The sequence below is a fragment of the Dysgonomonas reticulitermitis genome (assembly GCF_054601275.1).
In genome coordinates, this window is record NZ_BAAHWU010000008.1 from 1 (window position 1) to 20,493 (window position 20,493).

At 38.0% G+C, this 20,493-nt stretch carries 18 protein-coding genes; 8 read left to right on the forward strand and 10 right to left on the reverse strand.

Annotated features, from left to right (window positions below; all coding sequences use genetic code 11):
• Nucleotides 1–391 precede the first annotated feature (391 nt).
• The 8 genes from ACYPZI_RS05525 (at nt 392) to dnaA (ending at nt 7,973) form a co-directional block, all read left to right on the forward strand.
• Nucleotides 392–589 (forward strand): winged helix-turn-helix domain-containing protein, encoded by a 198-nt coding sequence (locus tag ACYPZI_RS05525; protein ID WP_459599437.1) that lies wholly within the window; start codon nt 392–394, stop codon nt 587–589.
• Nucleotides 590–786: 197 nt separating this feature from the next.
• On the forward strand, nt 787–1,038 hold the full coding sequence (locus ACYPZI_RS05530) for a hypothetical protein (protein ID WP_459599439.1): 252 nt from the start codon (nt 787–789) through the stop codon (nt 1,036–1,038).
• Between the two features lie 15 nt (nt 1,039–1,053).
• On the forward strand, nt 1,054–1,353 hold the full coding sequence (locus tag ACYPZI_RS05535) for a cell division protein ZapA (protein WP_459599441.1): 300 nt from the start codon (nt 1,054–1,056) through the stop codon (nt 1,351–1,353).
• A gap of 113 nt (nt 1,354–1,466) precedes the next feature.
• Nucleotides 1,467–3,005 carry a ribonuclease Y gene (gene rny, locus ACYPZI_RS05540; RefSeq protein ID WP_459599443.1) on the forward strand — a complete coding sequence of 513 codons (1,539 nt, stop codon included), beginning with the start codon at nt 1,467–1,469 and terminating at the stop codon, nt 3,003–3,005.
• A gap of 136 nt (nt 3,006–3,141) precedes the next feature.
• Complete coding sequence (locus tag ACYPZI_RS05545; RefSeq protein WP_459599445.1) at nt 3,142–4,149, forward strand: 2-hydroxyacid dehydrogenase; 1,008 nt, start codon at nt 3,142–3,144, stop codon at nt 4,147–4,149.
• A gap of 27 nt (nt 4,150–4,176) precedes the next feature.
• Nucleotides 4,177–5,313 (forward strand): N-acetylmuramoyl-L-alanine amidase family protein, encoded by a 1,137-nt coding sequence (locus ACYPZI_RS05550; protein ID WP_459599447.1) that lies wholly within the window; start codon nt 4,177–4,179, stop codon nt 5,311–5,313.
• A gap of 36 nt (nt 5,314–5,349) precedes the next feature.
• Nucleotides 5,350–6,237 carry an MlaD family protein gene (locus tag ACYPZI_RS05555; RefSeq protein WP_459599449.1) on the forward strand — a complete coding sequence of 296 codons (888 nt, stop codon included), beginning with the start codon at nt 5,350–5,352 and terminating at the stop codon, nt 6,235–6,237.
• A gap of 332 nt (nt 6,238–6,569) precedes the next feature.
• Complete coding sequence (gene dnaA, locus ACYPZI_RS05560; protein WP_459599451.1) at nt 6,570–7,973, forward strand: chromosomal replication initiator protein DnaA; 1,404 nt, start codon at nt 6,570–6,572, stop codon at nt 7,971–7,973.
• 30 nt (nt 7,974–8,003) lie between these two features.
• On the opposite strand, the gene ACYPZI_RS05565 is transcribed toward dnaA, so the two are convergent.
• The 10 genes from ACYPZI_RS05565 to ACYPZI_RS05610 all read right to left on the reverse strand — a co-directional run bounded on the left by ACYPZI_RS05565 (nt 8,004) and on the right by ACYPZI_RS05610 (nt 20,434).
• Nucleotides 8,004–9,881 (reverse strand): DUF3857 domain-containing protein, encoded by a 1,878-nt coding sequence (locus ACYPZI_RS05565; protein WP_459599453.1) that lies wholly within the window; start codon nt 9,879–9,881, stop codon nt 8,004–8,006.
• Nucleotides 9,882–9,885: 4 nt separating this feature from the next.
• Nucleotides 9,886–11,850, reverse strand: coding sequence for a DUF3857 domain-containing protein (locus ACYPZI_RS05570; protein WP_459599455.1), 1,965 nt, complete (start codon nt 11,848–11,850; stop codon nt 9,886–9,888).
• 196 nt (nt 11,851–12,046) lie between these two features.
• The gene (locus ACYPZI_RS05575) at nt 12,047–13,435 is read right to left on the reverse strand and encodes an NADH-quinone oxidoreductase subunit N (protein WP_459599457.1); all 1,389 of its coding nucleotides are present in this window, start codon (nt 13,433–13,435) and stop codon (nt 12,047–12,049) included.
• A 17-nt stretch (nt 13,436–13,452) separates the two neighbouring features.
• Complete coding sequence (locus ACYPZI_RS05580; RefSeq protein WP_459599459.1) at nt 13,453–14,886, reverse strand: complex I subunit 4 family protein; 1,434 nt, start codon at nt 14,884–14,886, stop codon at nt 13,453–13,455.
• A gap of 11 nt (nt 14,887–14,897) precedes the next feature.
• Nucleotides 14,898–16,787 (reverse strand): NADH-quinone oxidoreductase subunit L, encoded by a 1,890-nt coding sequence (gene nuoL, locus ACYPZI_RS05585; RefSeq protein WP_459599461.1) that lies wholly within the window; start codon nt 16,785–16,787, stop codon nt 14,898–14,900.
• Nucleotides 16,788–16,791: 4 nt separating this feature from the next.
• Nucleotides 16,792–17,115, reverse strand: coding sequence for an NADH-quinone oxidoreductase subunit NuoK (gene nuoK, locus ACYPZI_RS05590; protein ID WP_459599463.1), 324 nt, complete (start codon nt 17,113–17,115; stop codon nt 16,792–16,794).
• Nucleotides 17,116–17,118: 3 nt separating this feature from the next.
• Complete coding sequence (locus ACYPZI_RS05595; protein ID WP_459599465.1) at nt 17,119–17,622, reverse strand: NADH-quinone oxidoreductase subunit J family protein; 504 nt, start codon at nt 17,620–17,622, stop codon at nt 17,119–17,121.
• 99 nt (nt 17,623–17,721) lie between these two features.
• Entirely contained in the window at nt 17,722–18,255 is a 534-nt protein-coding gene (locus ACYPZI_RS05600; protein ID WP_459599467.1) for a NuoI/complex I 23 kDa subunit family protein, read from the reverse strand.
• 8 nt (nt 18,256–18,263) lie between these two features.
• Nucleotides 18,264–19,304, reverse strand: a complete 1,041-nt coding sequence (gene nuoH, locus ACYPZI_RS05605) for an NADH-quinone oxidoreductase subunit NuoH (RefSeq protein ID WP_459599469.1) — start codon at nt 19,302–19,304, stop codon at nt 18,264–18,266.
• Nucleotides 19,305–19,384: 80 nt separating this feature from the next.
• Nucleotides 19,385–20,434, reverse strand: coding sequence for an NADH-quinone oxidoreductase subunit G (locus tag ACYPZI_RS05610; protein WP_459599471.1), 1,050 nt, complete (start codon nt 20,432–20,434; stop codon nt 19,385–19,387).
• Nucleotides 20,435–20,493 lie beyond the last annotated feature (59 nt).

Here is a 20,493-nt window from a genome sequence, read left to right on the forward strand (position 1 = left end):
GTTAATTACTACTTAAATATAATAAAAATATATCACAAATCAAAGCGAATACGCCTAATAATCAATACTATAAATCCTTAACTTAATGACATTGTGGGTGCCCCGCCTGCGGAACTAATGCGCGGGAGGCTGACGCACGACAAGCGGCTGCCTTGTCAGGCTTTAGCCGCGCCTACGCCAAACGGGGGGGACGCTAGCAATCTATGATTGCGCGCAGAAGAAAAGGATGAAAATAATCGAACGTTTCAACTACTGATTCACATGAATAATATGACATAAATTGCCGATTATGTTAAAAAATATGTAATAAATAATTGGTTTAGTGGGCTATTTTACGTATTTTTGTTAGAGATGATGAGAATACGAATTTATTTATTTAATAACACCCATTATGAAAGAAAAAATAGGCGCGAACGCAGGCATCATTTGGACATATCTTGATGCAGACGGCAGCAAGTCTCTGAAGGAAATCAAAAAGGCATGCAAATTGACAGAGAAAGACATGTATGCAGCCCTTGGTTGGTTGGCAAGAGAAGGCAAAATAGCATTCAACGAACTAAAGGACGATCTACAAGTCGTTCTATTGTAAAAAACATCAGACAAAATTCATTCCGGAAGGGGTGCTTATCATATAAATAAGCATCCCTTTTTGTTTTTGTTTGTTTTTAAGGAAATTAGAAAGAGAATAATTTTGTTAATTCGTTGGTATTACCTATTTTTGTCTTGCATTTTGGCTGTTTTATGACTGAAAATGATGAAAAACTTTTAGCCGATTTTGAATTAAGAATGAGGCAATTAATTTACCTCTGTGATATGCTTAAAGACGAAAATTCGCTATTAAAGCAACAGTTGGAGCAAAAAAACACGGAAGTAGAAAGTTTATCATCATTGGTCGAAGAGCTGAAAATAAAATATGACAATTTAAAATTTGCCGGATCATATACATCCGGGAGTCCGGAAGAAAAAGAGCAAGCAAAGAAACGATTGTCGAAATTAGCGCGAGATGTAGATAAATGTATCACCATGCTGAAAAGCTGAAAAAATGTATAAGTTATGGATGATCATTTAATTATTAATCTACGAGTAGCCAACACACGATACCCTTTACGAATCGAGAGAAAAAATGAAGAGATGTATCGAAAAGCTGCTGATGAAATAGATTATAAATTAGGACAATATAAAAATTATTTTACAGGAGATTCTTCCCGTTCGTTACAAAACGCAGATTACATGGCAATGACTGCAATACAAGCTGTAGCGGAAAAGGTAGAATATCAGGCAAGAACAAATTTGTTTGAAGTCAAAATTAAAAAGTTAACTGAAGAATTGGACAGTTATTTAAAGGGCAAGTAAAATAATTATTATACACATAAAAGATCTAAAGCGCTAATTATAAGATGACTAAAATCATCTTTAGTTAGCGTTTTGTTTATTATATAAATTTAAAATTACATAGAAATAAAATTATGGATATATTAAGTATTATACTAATCGTGATAGCCTTCTTCATTGGAGGAGGTGTGACGTGGATAGTTTTGAACTCATTGTCGGGCTCAAAATTAAAACGTCAGGTTAAAGAAGCCGAACAAGAGGCTGAAGTGATCAAAAAGAATAAATTACTGGAAGTTAAGGAACAAGCCTTACAGATGAAATCTGAGTTTGAAAAGCAGGCTAACAGCCGCAATTCAAAACTCCAAGCCGCAGAAAGCAAACTGAAACAACGCGAACTTGGATTGAATCAGAAACAAGAAGAACTTCAACGCAAAAGAAGCGAAGTTGATACTATTAAGACTAATCTGGATACTCAATTAGAAGTGATAGAGAAGAAAAAACAAGATCTGGACAAACTGCATAAGCAAGAAGTTGAGCATCTGGAAGCTCTCTCCGGATTATCAGCCGAAGAAGTAAAAGAAAAGCTGGTAGAAGCGCTGAAAGACGAAGCTCAATCCCATGCCCAGTCTTACATCAACGACATTATGGAAGAGGCTAAGATGACCGCCAACAAAGAAGCCAAAAAAATCGTCATCCAGTCTATCCAACGTGTAGCGACTGAAACAGCCATAGAGAATGCCATAACAGTATTCCACATAGAGTCTGACGAAATAAAAGGACGCATTATCGGTCGCGAAGGCCGTAATATACGTGCGCTTGAGGCAGCTACCGGTATCGAAATCGTCGTAGACGACACCCCCGAGGCAATAGTTCTTTCCGGCTTCGATCCGGTAAGACGGGAAGTAGCGCGCCTGGCTCTCCATCAATTAGTAGCAGACGGACGTATACATCCTGCCCGCATAGAAGAAGTAGTAACGAAAGTAAAGAAACAGATAGAAGAAGAAATTATCGAGACCGGTAAAAGAACAACTATCGATCTTGGCATTCATGGACTACATCCCGAACTGATCCGTCTGGTCGGTAAAATGAAATACCGTTCGTCTTACGGACAGAACCTATTGCAACATGCTCGTGAAACAGCAAACCTATGTGCTATTATGGCCTCAGAATTAGGACTGAATGTAAAAAAAGCAAAAAGAGCCGGATTATTACACGATATAGGCAAAGTACCTGATGATGAACCGGAATTGCCTCATGCCCTTCTGGGGATGAAGCTCGCTGAAAAATATAAAGAGAAGCCGGATATATGCAACGCGATAGGCGCTCACCACGATGAAGTGGAAATGACAAGCCTTCTTGCTCCTATAGTACAGGTATGCGACGCTATCTCCGGAGCCCGTCCGGGTGCCCGCCGCGAAATAGTGGAAGCATACATCAAACGCTTGAATGACTTGGAACAACTGGCTTTATCGTATCCGGGAGTTTTGAAAACATACGCTATACAAGCAGGTCGTGAACTTCGTGTGATCGTTGGTGCCGATAAGATAGACGATGTGGAAACTGAGAAATTATCAACCGATATTGCTAAGAAGATTCAGGATGAAATGACTTATCCTGGTCAGGTAAAAATTACAGTGATCAGGGAAACCAGAGCTGTAAGCTACGCCAAATAATCATCTACATAGAAATGAGGGGAGCTTTTGGCTCCCTTTATTGTTTATAAAAAGTTAAGAAGCAATACTTTTGAGGATAAAAGTTATTTTATTTACTTTTGCATAAGAGTATTAAACATTTTTTTAGAATGATATTATGCCATATAAAATAGCGGTCTTTGATGCAAAGCCTTATGACAGGGCTACATTTGATAGAGTCAATAAGGACTTCGGATTCGAATTGATTTATCATAAAGAACATCTTGATATAAACAATGTACTTTTAGCCAGTGGTACCGATGCAATTTGTATCTTTGTTAATGCCGTTGTTGATTCAGCCGTAATCGACAAGCTTCATTCTTATGGAATAAAGCTGATCGCATTGCGATGTGCGGGATTTAACAATGTAGACATAGCTGCTGCTGCAAAAAAAGGAATTAAGGTAGTACGTGTACCGGATTATTCACCTCATGCCATAGCCGAACACACTTTGACCTTAATGCTTTGCCTGAACAGGAAAGTCCACCGTGCGTTCCTTCGCACGCGCGACAGCAATTTTTCACTCATAGGGTTCCAAGGATTCGACATGTACGGAAAAACTGTAGGAGTTATAGGAACAGGAAAAATAGGAAAAACAGCCATCGGATTGTTCAAAGGATTAGGGATGAATGTACTTGCTTACGACCTTTATCCTGACGCAGCTTTTGCCGAGGCCAACAATATAAAATATGTGAGCCTGGATGAATTATATACCAATTCGGATATAATCACAATGCATTGTCCGTTGACTAAAGAAACCGAATATCTGATCAGCGACCAATCTATATCTAAAATGAAAGACGGCGTGATGATAATCAATACCGGTAGAGGGAAATTAATACACACGAAACATCTGATAGATGGACTGATCAGCGGAAAAGTGGGCTACGCCGGACTTGATGTATACGAAGAAGAAGGTGCGTATTTTTATGAAGACCATTCAGACAAAGTAATGACTGACGATGTATTGGCTCGTCTTTTATCTTTTAACAATGTAATAGTGACATCGCACCAGGCATTCTTTACACAAGAGGCTATGGGAAATATTGCGCAAACTACGATGCAAAACATCCAAAGCTTTTTCGAAAACAAAGAACTTAAAAACGAAGTTATATATAAGGCATAATTTAATTAGAGTAGAACTCTAAAAAACATGAAACGAATTTTAGGTCTTATTTTTTGTTTATTCCTTTTCTGCGGCATATCGAATGCTTCGGATTCTAAGTTTGTTGTCGTTATCGATGCGGGTCATGGCGGAAAAGACGGCGGCGCGGTAAGAGGAATTTACAAAGAAAAAGAAATAAATCTAGGTGTTGCCCTGGCCTTAGGTCAACTAATCGAAAAAAATTACAAGGATGTTAAAGTTGTATATACCAGAAAAACAGATGTATTCATAGCTCTGGATAGAAGGACGGAAATAGCAAATAAAGCAAAAGCGAATCTGTTTATTTCTATTCACACAAATTCTACCAGCGCTAAAACAACGAATGCATCCGGGGCAGACACTTACATTCTGGGGTTGGCCCGTAGTGAAGAAAATTTAGAAGTAGCTAAACGCGAAAACTCTGTTATCTTACTGGAAGATGATTATACCACAAAGTATGAGGGATTCGATCCCAGATCACCTGAGTCATATATCATCTTCGAATTTATGACTAATACATTTATGGAGCAAAGTTTACAGTTGGCAAATTTAATCCAAAATGATTTTAAAACTGTAGCCAAGCGCTCAGACAGAGGTGTTCGCCAGGCCGGATTTTTAGTTTTGAGAAAGACAAGCATGCCGAGCATATTGATTGAGCTCGGTTTTATAAACAATCAAAGTGAAGCCAGCTTCCTGTCTACAAAGAGTGGGCAACGGACTATGGCTTCTGCGATATATTCCGGATTTAAAAAATACAAGAGGGAATTTGACAAAAAACAAGGGAAATTTGCAGTAGCAGACAAAGAGGATGATTTTTCCTTCGACACAAAAGCCAGTGCTACCGTTGGGAATACAAATGATGAACAACCGGTTAGCAACGCCACACAAGAACCAAAGAAAGCAGATTTAACAGGAAAAATCGAATATAGAGTTCAATTTTTGATTTCGATGAAAAAACTGCCGGACAATTCTTCAAGTTTCAAAGGACTAACGCCAGTCACATTTTATAAAGATGAGGGGGGATATAAGTATACTTACGGATCTACCACAAGCTTAAAAGAAATTGTAAATATTCAGCATCAGGTAAACATTAAATTCAAAGATGCTTTTATCGTAAAATTTAAAGATGGCAAGCGAGTAAAATAAAATTATATAGATTAGAATAAAATACGATATAGAATTATGAGTAAAGTATCCAAAGAAATTAAGATCGGCATTGCATTTGTAATAGCAATGTTCTTATTGTATTACGGAATTAGTTTCCTGAAAGGTTTTAATATATTCAAGTCCTCGAATACATATATAGTAGTATTTGATGATGTATCTGGTCTGACGCAAGCAACTCCGGTTACTATAAACGGATTTCAGGTTGGACTGGTATCTTCAATGGAAATGGATCCAAAAAATCCGAATCGAATAGTTACTTACCTAAATATGGACAAAGGGCTTAATATACCGAAAGGTAGCAAAATGTATCTTGATGTCTCCATGTTGGGTTCTGCGACAATAATAATGGAAACGAATCCTTATACAACGGAATATATATCTAATTCTGACACTATTATCGGCATTCGCAAAAAAGGTATGCTCGATGCCGCAGATAAGATGGTTCCTCAAATACAAAATTTGCTTCCTAAAATAGATTCTATATTGACAGGCATTAATACTCTTGTCAACAGCCCTGCTTTGTCACAGTCATTATCTGATGTAACCCAGATAACAAACGATCTGGCGAAATCAACTAAGCAGCTTAATATTATGATGGCTAGCCTTAACAAGGATGTGCCTGTTGTTACGGGTAACTTAAACACAATGTCCAGCGATCTGACTGGTCTTACAAAACAGTTAAACCAGATGGACATTGCATCTACATACAAGGCAGTAGATTCAACTATGAAAAACATACAACAACTATCGACTAAAATTTCGTCGAAAGATAGTTCATTGGGATTATTACTTAACGACCGTAATCTATATGATAGTATCAATAGCACTATTAACAATGCTTCTTTACTACTTAAAGATATACGAGAGAACCCATCCCGCTATATAAATGTTAAAGTTTTTTGACCTTATTATTTATAATAATTCTAAATAACGAAAAACATTCATTTTCTACAAAGGTGTAACATCAATACCTTTGGGAATGATTGTTAAAATTCGGTTAAAGACTAATTAAATACATAACGCGCTGTTTATCAATGGTTCTCATATGGAAAAAGGGGGTTACACAAGGAATATACATAACTCGCTGACTTTAAATCAGATATTTGTTTTGTTAAATAAACAAATTTAGACCCGCTTTTTTATTTTAAAATTTATTCTGAAATTTACATAACGAAACAATTCAAAAATCGATAAGTCGAATCTACTGTTTCATAAATTATTTTCTTTTTACATAAATGGAATCTTCTTCTACTCATAAATTATGGGCTAACTGCTTAAAAGTGTTTCAGGACAATGTATCCGAGGCTGCTTTTAAAACGTGGTTTTTACCGATTGTACCTCTCTCTTATGAAAATAAGATTTTTACAATACAGGTTCCCAGCCAATTCTTTTATGAGTATCTGGAAGATAAATTTGTGGATTTGCTGAAAGCAACTCTACATAGGGAAATTGGAAATGATACGATATTGCAGTACCGTATATTGATAGAAAACACCTCTAATACATTAGTTGATTATAGAGGGAATGCAAAATCGACTACTTCTGACAAGTTCACCAATAAGAACATAAACAAAATACCGAATCCATTCCAAAAGGTTGTCGCAGATGACTTCGATTCACAATTGAATCATAAATATACCTTTGACAATTTCTTCGAAGGAGAAAGCAATAAATTGTCTCGCACAGCAGGGGATGCCATTTGCCAAAACCCGGGGAAAACAGCGTTCAATCCGTTATTTGTACATGGTACTTCCGGAGTAGGCAAAACACATCTTTGTCATGCTGTAGGCAATTGTATTAAAGAGCTTTTCCCGGAGAAACGGGTGCTATACGTATCGGCTCATCTATTCAAGATTCAGTATGCAGAAGCCGGACGTTATAACACAACAAATGATTTTATCAATTTTTACCAAGGTATTGATGTCCTCATTATAGATGACATACATGAGCTTGCCGGAATAGAAAAGACTCAAAATACGTTATTCCATATATTTAATCATCTGCATCAAAACAATAAACAACTGATCTTAACTTCAGATAAAGCGCCGTCTGAACTGCAAGGTGTAGAGGAAAGATTGCTTACTCGTTTCAGATGGGGATTGACAACCAAAATAGATAATCCGGACAAAGCCCTAAGGCTAAAGATTCTTCAAAACAAGATTCTTCATGATGGATTGACCATCCCCGAAGATGTAGTAGATTATATTGCAGAAAATGTAACTGACAACGCCCGTGACCTGGAAGGAATAATCGTATCCATAATGGCCCATTCTTTGGTTTATAACAAAGATATAGACCTACCTTTGGCTCGTCGTGTAATAAGCCAGGCCATAAAGAAGATAGAAGCTAAAAAGATCACTGTAAACACAATAGAATCTATTGTTTGTGACTTTTATAATATTAAGAACGAGCTAATACATACAGCCTCCCGTAAACGCCAGATAGTTCAGGCAAGGCAGATTACGATGTATTTATCTAAGACATATACGGAAATGTCTTTGGCTCAAATCGGTTCACTGATAGGCAAGAAGAATCACGCTACAGTATTGCATGCCTGTAAAATAGTAAAAGAGCAAATGGAGGTTGATAAAACATTCCGGGAAGAAATCGCGGAAATAGAAAGAAAATTAAAAAGCTGAAAATATTGTTTCAGCTTTTTTTCTTTTATATTAAGATTTCTTTACTACAACTTTCCGTTTGATGGCAGTGGCTATTTCTCCAAAAAAATCTTTGATTTCCTTATATCGATCTTTACTATACCGTCCCGAAATAATCTCTGTATTCTGAATATAAATAATTTTATTTCCCTCCAATATACTTTGTGATGAGAATGTCCCAAAATCTGTTGTCAAGGAAATATCCTTCGGCAAGGATTCAGGAATATAGGCCTCAGGTATTTGTATAACAATCGTGTCCGACTCGGAAAAACCATCAGGAATTTCTATATCGAAATTGCGCTTAGCTGCAGAAAACACATTGTAATTATTTTTTTTAAGAGGACATACAGGAATAAATAATCTTGTACCTGTTTTACTCGCAAAATCCATTGCCTCATATTTTAATGTCAGAGAACAGAACGGAAGGGCAGACTTATCTTCACTCGTATTTATCTCTCCTATCTGAATCTTCGGCATACTTACATTGGCATTTATATACTCCACCCTCTTTTCCCTGTCATTAGACAAAATATCGTAGTAGTTCCTGGCATAATCGTATCCTATCAGATGTTCCACAAATGTTATATCGCCTTTAGCTGTACCATCTTCTGAAATATTTATCTGCAATCTCGATTCTTTCTTGTTTTGCTTACTGGTATAAGTCGGTAGTCGACATACCTTACCTCCACTATCAGTAATTACGAGTACATCATGTCCGGCGATACCGTCATGTACGTATCCGAATGGAGTTGTAGCACTGGTACACTCTAACCAAATACTATCATTCTGTAGAGGAACCAACAGTATCACGTGATTATTTTGATTGAAACTCGGAAAATCCGGTAGTAGCTCTTTATCATCTCCCATATTTATAACACAATAGTTAGAAGGAATATCAATAGCCTTCAACATGGCTTTCATTAAGTTTGTCTGTCCTTTACAATCACCAAATCTCGTTTTTAATACAGAGGCTGCTTCAATCGGTCTATATCCACCTATACCGAGCTGTATACTTACATAGCGAGTATTCTCCTGGAGATATTTATAGACAATAGCAACTTTTTCCCGATCAGTTTTCGCATCTTTTGTCATATCATGCAATTTCGCGACAAAATCGACAGGCAAAAGATCCCGGTCTTTCAATAGTCCGGATACCCATGAACCCAGATTGTTCCAATTGGATAAATTGCCGCAAAATGAATCATAACAAAAATCGGACGGAGCAATATACACTAACGGTACAATTTCTCTTGACACAGGAGATAGGGGCTCTTTATCTATAGCTTTTAAGTTTTCGGCAGAAAAAGTATATATATGCTTATTATTCCCTGTACGTTCTTTTATATTACAATCAAAATTAGAATGGTACCTCAATTTAATATCAGTAGGCAACTCTATTGTATAATGCACTTTCTCTGCAGATTGTCTATAGTTTTCAATAGGCGTAAATGGAGGGTAAGATAATATCCCATTCTTAAATTTAAATTCATAGGTATATTCTACTGTATATGGATAAGCAGGGTGTTTACTTGCATAACTAATACTATAATCATCTGACTTAAACCCTTCCGAAATAGAAGATATACTCAGGTCTTTTTTATTGATTTTTTTCACCTCTGCTCCCGCTGCATTCCTTATAACTCCATAAAAATCCTTGAGTTCTCTAAATTTATCACCATATGCAGTAAAATATCCAAATTCCTCTCCTTGTTTATTTAATATTGTAATAATCTCTGTTACTTTATATGTCGCATTATTAATATCTGTTTGAGTAAATACGGCATTACGCTCCTTTACTATTGCATTGGCATTTTCGTAAAGATTGCCTGTCTGAGCTTGCAAATAGCTGATCAGGAAAATGCATATGCCAAAAATCGATAATCGTTTCATAACTTTATTCTTTTACTGCACTTACTTTTTTCAACACTATTTGCTCCGAGTTTTTAGCTATCAGTTTAGCATAAAAATCTCTGATGGCTTCGTATTCTGTTACAGGAAATTCCAGTTTTTTAAGCTGATATATATAATTTAGCCTGATCAGATTTCCATCCACACCGATTCTATAACTAAGTGCAATATCATTATCATTCATCACCATCCTTGCAGGCTTAGGCATTTCATCTACAACATAACCTTCCGGTATTTTTATTTCCACCATTTGCATATATGTTGTCAAATAGTCGAAATTAATAGGATAAACGCGGGTTTCGGTACGGAATAGATTCTCTGTGTAATGTTTGTCAATTAGAGGACTTATATAAATAAATTCCTCACCCATATCTACATTGGTCTTTTGGATATATTCTATTTTCAGGGCTTCAGCTGTATTATCCAAATTCTGGATATTGAAACTATCTATTTCACAAGAGGTTCTCTTAGATAAGGTCTCAATAAATGCATCTTTATCCTTGTGCGCATAATAATAACTCTTAAAATCATAAGCCTCATTATCTTTTCTCGAATCAGTTATTCTTCCAATATATTCGTTTCCTGAAAATTCAAACTTTCCGATTTTCATAACTAATCCTTTTGATATGGAAGTAAGATTTACCCAATCACATCCGTTTTCTTTTATAATATGAGCCTGGGGAACCATACACTTTTCCGGTAATAGATTCCAATCTCCATATTTAGCCGCAGCATCGGTAAAATACATAACGGTATCTATTTTGACACCTGTAATTACATAATTCAGCGCTGCGACACTTGGATGTGTAAACGGCAAGCGTCCATTACTTCTTGTACTTAATGCCACTGGGAATGCGTCAAAACCTCCGGCTTTCAAGGCATTGATAAGCAAAAAGTTCACATCAGCATTGTTCCCTAATCCTGTTTTAAGAGCTTCTTTCAGATTTTGAGGGTAGAGGCTATTCCGCTCGTTCCACTTAACCCTGTATTTTATCATATTCTGTATTTCCCGTGCCCTTTCCAAGTTTATATCACCTTTTTGTATCTCTTCTTTGAACATGTCTGCCTTTTTTGTATTTCCACCAAATACACTGGAAGCTAATAGTTCCTTGTCAATGTTAGTCCAGGAAGAAGAGTAGTTCTGAATTGTACTTCCGGGAAAATAAACGGACTTAAGTTCAAAAGAAACTTTCGAGATGTAATCGTTGATAGTCCATAAGTAGCCTTCTTCTTTCATAGCAGGGAGATCAAACCCTTCGCTTTTGATCTTCTCGGCACTACACGGGATAAGCTGTCCGCTAAGACGAAAACTTTCGTTCTCCGGCTCACGCAAAGTCTTTAAAGAAGCATAACCCTGAAAATTGATATTATATCTAAAGTATTCCGGAATTTTCGCCTCATAATAAGCATAAGCTACAGGAATTGATTCTTGAAACCGAAACTCCCTAAGTTCATAGAAAAAGTCAGAAACAATCGTATACTTATATTCTATTACAGACCCCACTTTTGCCGCAGGCATAGAGAATTTTTTCACTTTATATTTATTATCGATGTCTTCGTCTGTAATATATTCCTTTGACAGTTTAGTTTTTATTATCTTCCCATTTTCCAGATTATATGTTGTCCCCGACAATCCATTTATCTGTTCTTTTGATGAATTGCTGGCTTCGTAATAATCTATATCTCCATTACACCACTTCAACCCTTCGGTTTTCAATATTTTTATTTTTACCTGTAAGGTATACTCAAACTGGAAACCATAAAGCTCCGAAAATTTAAAACGAGCATCCCCTTTTTTTAACAGAACAACAGCCGCCGCCGTTGTATCTTGTGGATAGACCTGCATAGTAAGTTCATCCATAGTTACATTTCCATACTTTGATTGGGCATAATTTTGTTGAAAAATGAATAACGAACACAGTACCAGTGCCAGAGAACAAAGTGTTTTCATAGTGATGTTATTATAAAATATAATTAACGTAAAAGTATTAAAAAAATATTAAAATAGCATATCTGAACAATCGAAAATATATGCCATAAAACAGCTTTTTATATACAGAGTATTCCTTTATAGATTTTCCCATAAGAAAAATAAAAAAAGCAGATCATCCAGACCTGCTTCCCTGTATCTCTATGAATAATAACTCCTATAACCCCAGCCCCATAATAACCGAGGGGAATATTCCCAATATAATATTAAGAGAAATAGCTATTATTGCAACGATTATATATTCGGGTGGAACCTTCAATTTATCCGTTTCGGAACTTTCTTTAGTAACCATTACATTTACTACTCCAAGATAGTAATAGACAGCCACGACAGAGTTGAGTATACCGAATATAACAACGAGAACATGCCCTATTTGCAGCATCTGATTGAAAACAAAGAACTTTGCAAAAAAACCTGAGAAAACAGGGATACCTCCTAATGATAAGAGTGCTCCTGTAAGAATAACGGACAAAAGAGGCTGGCGCTTGAGCAGCCCGAAGAAATTTGTCATATCTTCATTATCTTTCCCATGACATGCGCCGAGTATAACAGCAAAAGCAGCTATCCCCGCAAAGCTATATGCTGCTGCATAATAAAGGACAGTATTTGGCGAATCAAGGGCTATTAAGGCCATCATCATAAAACCAGTATGAGAAATTCCGGAATAAGCCAACATGCGTTTGATATTCGTTTGCTTGATTGCTGTAATATTACCCACACATAATGTAAGAATACACAGAACAATCAATATAGTCTGGAACAAAGGAGTAATACCTGCCGACAAGACAACTAATATTTTATAGAATGCTCCTATTGCGGCAACTTTCACTAAAGTGCTCATTATGGCCGTTACCAATGTCGGCGAACCTTCGTATACATCAGGCGCCCAAAAATGGAAAGGAACGATCGATGCTTTAAACATCATTCCGGTAGCGATCATCAGAAAGCCGATACTAAACCATACCGGAAGGCTTCCTGCCTGAGCTGCCGATGCAATAGCCACAGTACCTGTATCGAATGAGCCGATAGCTCCATAAATAAGAGCAAGGCCGAATAATATAAAACTCGAAGCAAAAGCCCCCATGATGAAATATTTTGCTCCGGCTTCATTGCTTTTCACTTTATCCGGCTCACTTGATGCAAGGGCATAAGCTGCTATCGAGAGAACTTCAAGCCCGATAAAAAACATCGCGAAATTGCCAAAAGATACCATAGCCACAGCACCGGCCAGCATAAATATTTTCAAGGAAACATAGTCTGCTATTTTCGATACTTTCTCCTGATAAAATTTAGGGCTCATCATTACAATGAGAATAGAAAGTATGATGAATAATATAGAAAAGCCCTGTGAGAAACCCGATGCCACAACCATATTATATTTGTCCGCGCCAATTACCGGTTCACCCAGATAAAATTCGGTTATAGTCATTCCTAATATAGCTATCAATCCAAATAAGACGACAGGGACAAGAATTTTTCTTAAATTGAGAATCTCTAACAGCAGGCTGATTATTCCTAATCCTGAAATGGTTATCAATGTACTCATTATATCTTAACTAATTATTATCTGTTAATGTATGTCACTATCTCTGTTATGCTAGCTGTCAGGAGATCTGTAACCGGTTTCGTGTAAACTCCGAAAACAAACAGGACAATTATAAATAAAGAGAATACCGCCACTTCGGTTTTCGACAAGTCTCTGAATGGCTTTTTAGCCGGAGGTCCCAGCATTACATACTGGAACATCCGCAGCATGAATAACGCTCCTAAGAACATTGATGATCCTACAGCTATAGTAAACCATACGCTTACCTGATAAAGCCCGTACATGATGGTAAATTCTCCTATAAAATTAAATGTCAACGGTACTCCGATAGAGGATAAAATACTAAGGAAGAATGCCACTGTAAACCTGGGTGCGTAAGGCTTGATTCCTCCGAGATCGCTGATTCTTAATATACCTGTACGGTTTTGTATAATGTCAGCCGAATAAAACATCGCTACCATACCAAAGCCATGAGCTAATATCAATACTACAGCTCCTTTTATTCCATCGAAGGTTAGAGCATAAGCGCCCGCAGCTATAAAACCTACATGCGACAAAGATGCATATGCCAGAAAACGTTTTATTTCGTTTTGCCTTAATGCCAATATAGCGCCGTATACAACACCGACAGCACATAATATCAATACAATAGTCCTTAGTTCCTGCGAAGCATAAGGAGTTATCGGTAATTGCCAACGAATAACACTGTATGCTCCCATCTTAGACATGATACCTGCTAATAGCATGGTTCCAATGGCCGGAGCTTTACTGTATACATTGGCTTGCCACATATGAAAAGGGAAAATCGGTATCTTAATTGCATAAGCAAGGAAAAACGCCAGAAATATCCATATCTGCTCAGTTGGAGTCAGATTGGCATTGAGGAATGCTTCTAACTCAAAACTTCCGGTTTTCACATATAAATAGATTATAGCCGCCATCATAAATAGCGATCCCATAAATGTGAATAAAAAGAAAGTCATCGCAGCTCTACGTCTTTTCGCTATCTCACCATTACCCCACAAAACAACAATGAAGTAGATAGGTACAAGCGACATTTCCCAGAAAATATAATATAACAACGCATTACTGCTCAAGAATGCTCCTACCATGGCAAATGTCATAAACATGACAAGGCTGTATAACGATTTCTCGTTCTTAAACTCACGTGCCTGTGCCGCTATCAGGATAATAGGAACAAGAATCGTGGTGAGTAACAACATGGCTATGGACAGGCCGTCAGCCTTGAGAGAGAAAGATATATCCGGATTACTTATCCAGTTCACACTAAAATTTGTTCCCGTACCCTCATAATTCAAATAAAGGGCTATTGAAAATACCGCGGCGGCAACACTGAAAAGTATAGCGACTTTCGATGCAAAACGGTTTCCCGACAGATATGTAAATATCGAGCCGGCTAATAGTATAATCAATATAATAACTATGTTCATATTCTTTCAGTTTATACAAGGAATAAATAGATTACTAACGAACTGAATCCCAACACAAAGAAAAACAAGTAGAATCCCAGGCTGCCGTTTTGCAGTTTTCTGGCGGGGAACGACAATACTTCTACAATTCCGCCACCGATCTTGAAAATATTTTTGATCGTAGGTTCTATATATTTGTTGAATATGTCAGCCAGAGCATATAGAGGATTTGTAATAAATTTCCTGTATATTTCATCTACATAATATTTGTTGTACAGGACTTTTACAAAACCTGTAATATCTTTATCTTCTGCCGGTACTTCCGATTTCTTCACATATTTAATGTATGCAATGGTAAGTCCTGCAAAAGCCAGAATGATAGATATAAGCATCACTCCATACTCTTGAAAACCAAACGAATGCTCTTCCGCGACAGCTAATCCCGGCAACACGGGCTCTAAATAATGATTGAGCCAACTAAATCCGGGTATACCGATCACGCCTCCTACAACTGACAAGATAGCCAGTACAATAAGAGGAACAGTCATCGTTTTAGGCGATTCATGTAAATGATGAGCTTGTTCTTCGGTACCTCTAAAGTCTTTGTAAAAGGTAAGAAATAGTACACGGAAAATATAGAATGCTGTCATCAGGGATGCAATAGCGGCAATACCCCACAACCAGATATTATGCTCAAATACTGCCAGCATTATTTCATCTTTGGAAATGAATCCTGCTAACGGCGGTATACCTGCTATAGATGCTGCGGCAGCTACAAACGTAGCGTATGTTACCAGCATCTTTGTTTTCAAGCCGCCCATCCTGCGCATATCCTGTTCTCCTCCCATAGCATGAATAACCGAGCCTGAACCAAGGAAGAGGCAAGCTTTGAAGAATGCATGTGTAATAACATGAAATACCGCAATACTATATGCTCCGAGCCCAACAGCAAGGAACATAAATCCTAATTGTGATACGGTAGAATATGCCAATACTTTCTTTATGTCTGTCTGCACAAGGGCTATAGATGCGGCAAACAGCGCTGTTACCGCCCCTGTGACAGCTATAAGCATTTGCACATCCGGAGTCATATCGAACACGAAGTTGAGGCGAATTACCATGAATATACCGGCTGTCACCATCGTCGCTGCATGGATCAGAGCCGAAACAGGAGTTGGCCCTGCCATTGCATCAGGCAACCATGTATAGAGAGGTATCTGAGCGCTCTTTCCTGTTGCTCCTACAAATAAAGCAAGTGTACCAAGCCCGAGCATGGAAGATATTTCGGGATTTGAAGATGTGGCAATAGCAACTTTAAGTGTTTCATAATCTACAGTATTAAATAAATATGCCAGCACGGAGATACCAATCACAAAGCCCAAGTCTCCGATACGATTCGAAACAAAGGCCTTTTTTGCCGCATCGTTATTCTTATGGTACTGAGACCAGAATCCAATGAGAAAATAGGAACATAAGCCTACACCTTCCCAACCGATAAACATTACTAACAGATTGCTTCCTGTTACTAATACCGACATAAAGAATATAAAGAGATTCAGATAAGCAAAATAACGGTCTATACGCTCATCGTCTTTCATATATCCTATCGAATAGATATGGATCAAAGTACCGATACCAGTCACAAACAAGAGCCAAAGTAGCGATAATTGATCGAGAGTAAAAGCCAGATTCGTGGTAAAACTTCCCAGAGCAATCCATTCAAAAAGATCGACACGTATAGGTTCTTCCGTAGAAAGGATACGGATAAAAAATATGAAAGAGATTATAAAGCTTATAGTCACAGCTATTGTGGCTATGACTCCTGTACGGGAACGTCCGATAATGCTCTTTCCAATCAACAGATTGATAAGAAAACCTACAAGCGGACTGAGCAGAAGTACTAATACTAATATTTTATCCATGCGATTATCCCTTTAAGTTTTTCAATTCATCGATATCGATCGTACCTATATTCCTGTATATAGCCACCAGGATGGCCAGCCCGATTGCAACTTCGGCAGCCGCGACAGCCAACGAGAAAATTACAAATACCTGCCCGCTAGTATCCTGATGGTAAACAGAAAAAACTGCAAGCAACATATTTGCTGCCGCAAGCATTAGCTCAACCGACATGAGCATAACGATTGTACTACGACGAAACAGTACTCCCAATGCTCCAATACAAAACAGCAAAATGGAGAGGTATATGTAATTGTCGATACCTATTTGTTCTAATATATTATCCAGCATAGCTTAAGCTTTTTTTTCCTTTTTAGAAATCAATACAGCTCCTATCATAGCAGTAATCAACAGTATGGATACAAACTCAAATGGCACGAGGTATTCATCCAACAACACCTGCCCGATAACGTTCACCGAGTTGTAATCCAACCCTTCGGCTTTGTATGTTTCTATTACCGGTGTAGACTTTATTAATGTTGCTAATATAACCAACGCCATCAGACAGGCCGATACGGTAGCTGCCACACGGCTTATGATCTTTTTCTTCGGTTCATGCTGTTCGCTCAGATTCATCAACATCAGGGTAAAGAGTAACAATACCATGATAGCCCCTGCATAAACAACAATATTAATAACCGAAAGGAACAATGCGTTCAGCAACAGAAAATGTCCCGATATGGAAAAGAAGCATATAATCATGTATACCGCACTATGTACCGGATTCTTCGCCAAAACTGTCAAAAGTCCGGTTCCAAGTGTAATTGCTGCTAAAATGTAAAAAACGATTGTTATCATATATTTTAAGTTAACGAGTTGATAAGTAAACAAGTAGACGAGTATTTTATTAAAGCTGAAAAAACTTGTACCTCGTGCCTTGTATCTCGTATCTCTAATTTAATCGTATTTTCTTGCCTTACCATCTTCTACCGATATTACCAGCTTATCCTTGCCATAAATAAAGTCTTTCCTGTCGAGCTTCGGTTTCACCAGCTTTTTCGACTTCGTAAGGAATATGGCTTCTTTAGGACAAGCATCTTCACACAATCCACAGAAAATACACCTCAACATATTTATTTCATACACTGCCGCATATTTCTCTTCGCGATAGAGGTGTTCCTCTCCTTTTTTTCGTTCGGCTGCTACCATCGTAATAGCCTCCGCAGGGCAAGCCAAAGCGCATAACCCGCAAGCGGTACAACGTTCACGTCCCTGATCGTCACGCATAAGGACATGTTGTCCGCGATAGACAGGACTGAATTCACGTTGCTGCTCAGGATATTGAATAGTAACTTTCTTTTTGAAAAGATGCTTTATCGTAATACCCAATCCCTGCACAATAGCAGGCAGGTAAAGACGTTCTTTCAAAGTCATTTTTTTATCAACGACCTCAGCTTTTCTTCCCGATAATGATATATCTTTTATTGACATTGCAATCCTTATTTAAATAACAGCGTGAAGATTCCCACAAGGAAAATATTTACTATTGCCAACGGAAACAGTACCTTCCACCCTAGTTTCATTAGCTGATCATATCTGAATCTTGGTATTGTCCAACGCACCCACATATAGAAGAATATGAAGAATGATGTTTTTGCCAACAGTGACAATACCGCAAAAATATTAGCAATGTTCACACCCCAGTTTTCATTTACCCAGTCGATTCCCGGATAGTTATATCCTCCGAAGAACAACACGGAAATAAGCGCCGATGAAAAGAACATGCTGGCATATTCCGAGAACATAAAGAATCCCATTCCTAACGAAGAATATTCTGTATGATGTCCGTTAACCAATTCCGATTCACATTCCGCTAGGTCGAACGGGGTACGGTTACACTCTGCAAAAGAGCATACAAGGAAAATAAGGAATGTCAGCGGTTGGTAAATAATGTTCCACTCCATCCCGTTCCATCCGCCTTGCTGCAAAGTTATTTCGCGCAAACTGAGTGAACCTGTCATCATTATCAGAGCAATAATAGACAATCCCATCGCTATTTCATACGAGATCATTTGTGCACCCGCACGGATACTACCCATCAGCGAGTATTTGTTATTAGAAGCCCACCCTCCGATAACAACACCATAAACACTAGCCGATAATACAGCCACGATGTATAAAACAGCCACATTCACATCTCCGACCTGAGGAATAAACTCATATCCCGCGATAACGAACTTCTCTGCCCAAGGAATAACGGCCGTTCCCAGAAGGGATAGCGTCATTGCAATAGCAGGGCTGCAGATAAAAAGTATCTTATTCGGCGTATTCGGCATAAACTCCTCTTTCGAGAAAAGTTTTGCCCCATCGGCTATCGGTTGTAACAATCCGAAAATACCTGCCCGGTTTGGTCCCAGACGGTCTTGAAGAAACCCGGCAACCTTTCGTTCGGCATATGTAGCATACAACGCGAAGAACATTGTAACTGCAAATACAAGAACAATAAAGATCAATTTTTCTATAATAAATGTAACTTCCATATTTTATTTAGTTGACAAGTTAACAAGTAAACGAGTTGACTAGTTATTTAACTAGTATCTCGTACCTTGTCTACTTGTATCTATTTATCATCTCTGGTTTTCTTAATAGCTTCCAGTTCGTTTGCATCGTAAGGCGAACCGGTCATACTTATCTTTTCTCTGTCTTCCTCACGTCCTTCCAATACCAAATCATCAGTTTCTATTTTTACTTTCTTCTGAGGAGTTGTATAGTTATTGACATTGATAACAGACGGCTTTTCAAATTTACGAGGACCTTCAATTGTCCAGTCTGCAACGTTCTTATGCTCGAAACGACATTCGTTGCAAATAAAATCTTCTACTTCGTGCCATTCGTCTTTACGCGCTGTTACCCGTTGAACTGCATCGCCGAACATCCATAACGTTACTTTACCCGAACATTTGGTACAATGACGATGCGCATTAAACGGTTTATTGAACCATACGCGCGATTTGAAACGGAAAGTCTTATCTGTAAGGGCACCAACAGGACAAACATCTATCACATTACCCGAAAAATCGTTATCTATAGCCCTTTCGATGTAAGTCGATATCTGAGCATGATCGCCACGTCCTACCACTCCGTGAATCCGTTCGGGTGTTAATTGCTCAGCCAGTTTCACACAACGATAGCAAAGAATGCAACGATTCATATGCAGTTGTATGTAAGGGCCTATATTTTCAGGTTCGAATGTACGTTTTTCTTCTATATAGCGCGATTTGAAATTGCCATTGCCATAAGCCAGGTTCTGTAAATCGCATTCTCCCGCCTGATCACATACAGGACAATCGAGCGGATGGTTAATAAGCAGAAACTCTGTTACAGCTTTACGGGCTTCCAACGCTTTTTCGGATGTAGCGCTTTTTACTTCCATACCATCCTGAACTGCCGTTACACACGACGGCTGAAGTTTCGGCATCGGGCGGGGATCTTTCTCGCTGCCTTTACTTACCTCTACCAAACAACAACGGCATTTACCTCCGCAATCTTTTAGTTTCGAATAGTAACACATGGCAGGAGGTACGCTTTCGCCACCGATCATACGGGCAGCCTGCAAAACAGTAGTACCTGCTTCGACCTCTATTGTATGTCCATCTATTGTAATTTTCATATCTTTAGCTGTTAGCTTATAGTCGTTAGCTATTAGCCTTTTATTTTATAAATCCGTGA

Bases quoted from the DNA above. Each gene is read 5' to 3' on its own strand.
- ACYPZI_RS05555 (WP_459599449.1), top strand. From the start codon at position 5,350: ATGAGTAAAGTATCCAAAGAAATTAAGATCGGCATTGCATTTGTAATA.
- nuoK (WP_459599463.1), bottom strand. From the start codon at position 17,115: ATGCTGGATAATATATTAGAACAAATAGGTATCGACAATTACATATAC.
- ACYPZI_RS05575 (WP_459599457.1), bottom strand. From the start codon at position 13,435: ATGAGTACATTGATAACCATTTCAGGATTAGGAATAATCAGCCTGCTG.
- nuoL (WP_459599461.1), bottom strand. From the start codon at position 16,787: ATGGATAAAATATTAGTATTAGTACTTCTGCTCAGTCCGCTTGTAGGT.
- ACYPZI_RS05545 (WP_459599445.1), top strand. From the start codon at position 3,142: ATGCCATATAAAATAGCGGTCTTTGATGCAAAGCCTTATGACAGGGCT.
- ACYPZI_RS05570 (WP_459599455.1), bottom strand. From the start codon at position 11,850: ATGAAAACACTTTGTTCTCTGGCACTGGTACTGTGTTCGTTATTCATT.
- ACYPZI_RS05535 (WP_459599441.1), top strand. From the start codon at position 1,054: ATGGATGATCATTTAATTATTAATCTACGAGTAGCCAACACACGATAC.
- dnaA (WP_459599451.1), top strand. From the start codon at position 6,570: ATGGAATCTTCTTCTACTCATAAATTATGGGCTAACTGCTTAAAAGTG.
- ACYPZI_RS05530 (WP_459599439.1), top strand. From the start codon at position 787: ATGAGGCAATTAATTTACCTCTGTGATATGCTTAAAGACGAAAATTCG.
- ACYPZI_RS05525 (WP_459599437.1), top strand. From the start codon at position 392: ATGAAAGAAAAAATAGGCGCGAACGCAGGCATCATTTGGACATATCTT.
- ACYPZI_RS05580 (WP_459599459.1), bottom strand. From the start codon at position 14,886: ATGAACATAGTTATTATATTGATTATACTATTAGCCGGCTCGATATTT.
- ACYPZI_RS05600 (WP_459599467.1), bottom strand. From the start codon at position 18,255: ATGTCAATAAAAGATATATCATTATCGGGAAGAAAAGCTGAGGTCGTT.
- ACYPZI_RS05550 (WP_459599447.1), top strand. From the start codon at position 4,177: ATGAAACGAATTTTAGGTCTTATTTTTTGTTTATTCCTTTTCTGCGGC.
- ACYPZI_RS05595 (WP_459599465.1), bottom strand. From the start codon at position 17,622: ATGATAACAATCGTTTTTTACATTTTAGCAGCAATTACACTTGGAACC.
- ACYPZI_RS05610 (WP_459599471.1), bottom strand. From the start codon at position 20,434: ATGAAAATTACAATAGATGGACATACAATAGAGGTCGAAGCAGGTACT.
- nuoH (WP_459599469.1), bottom strand. From the start codon at position 19,304: ATGGAAGTTACATTTATTATAGAAAAATTGATCTTTATTGTTCTTGTA.
- rny (WP_459599443.1), top strand. From the start codon at position 1,467: ATGGATATATTAAGTATTATACTAATCGTGATAGCCTTCTTCATTGGA.
- ACYPZI_RS05565 (WP_459599453.1), bottom strand. From the start codon at position 9,881: ATGAAACGATTATCGATTTTTGGCATATGCATTTTCCTGATCAGCTAT.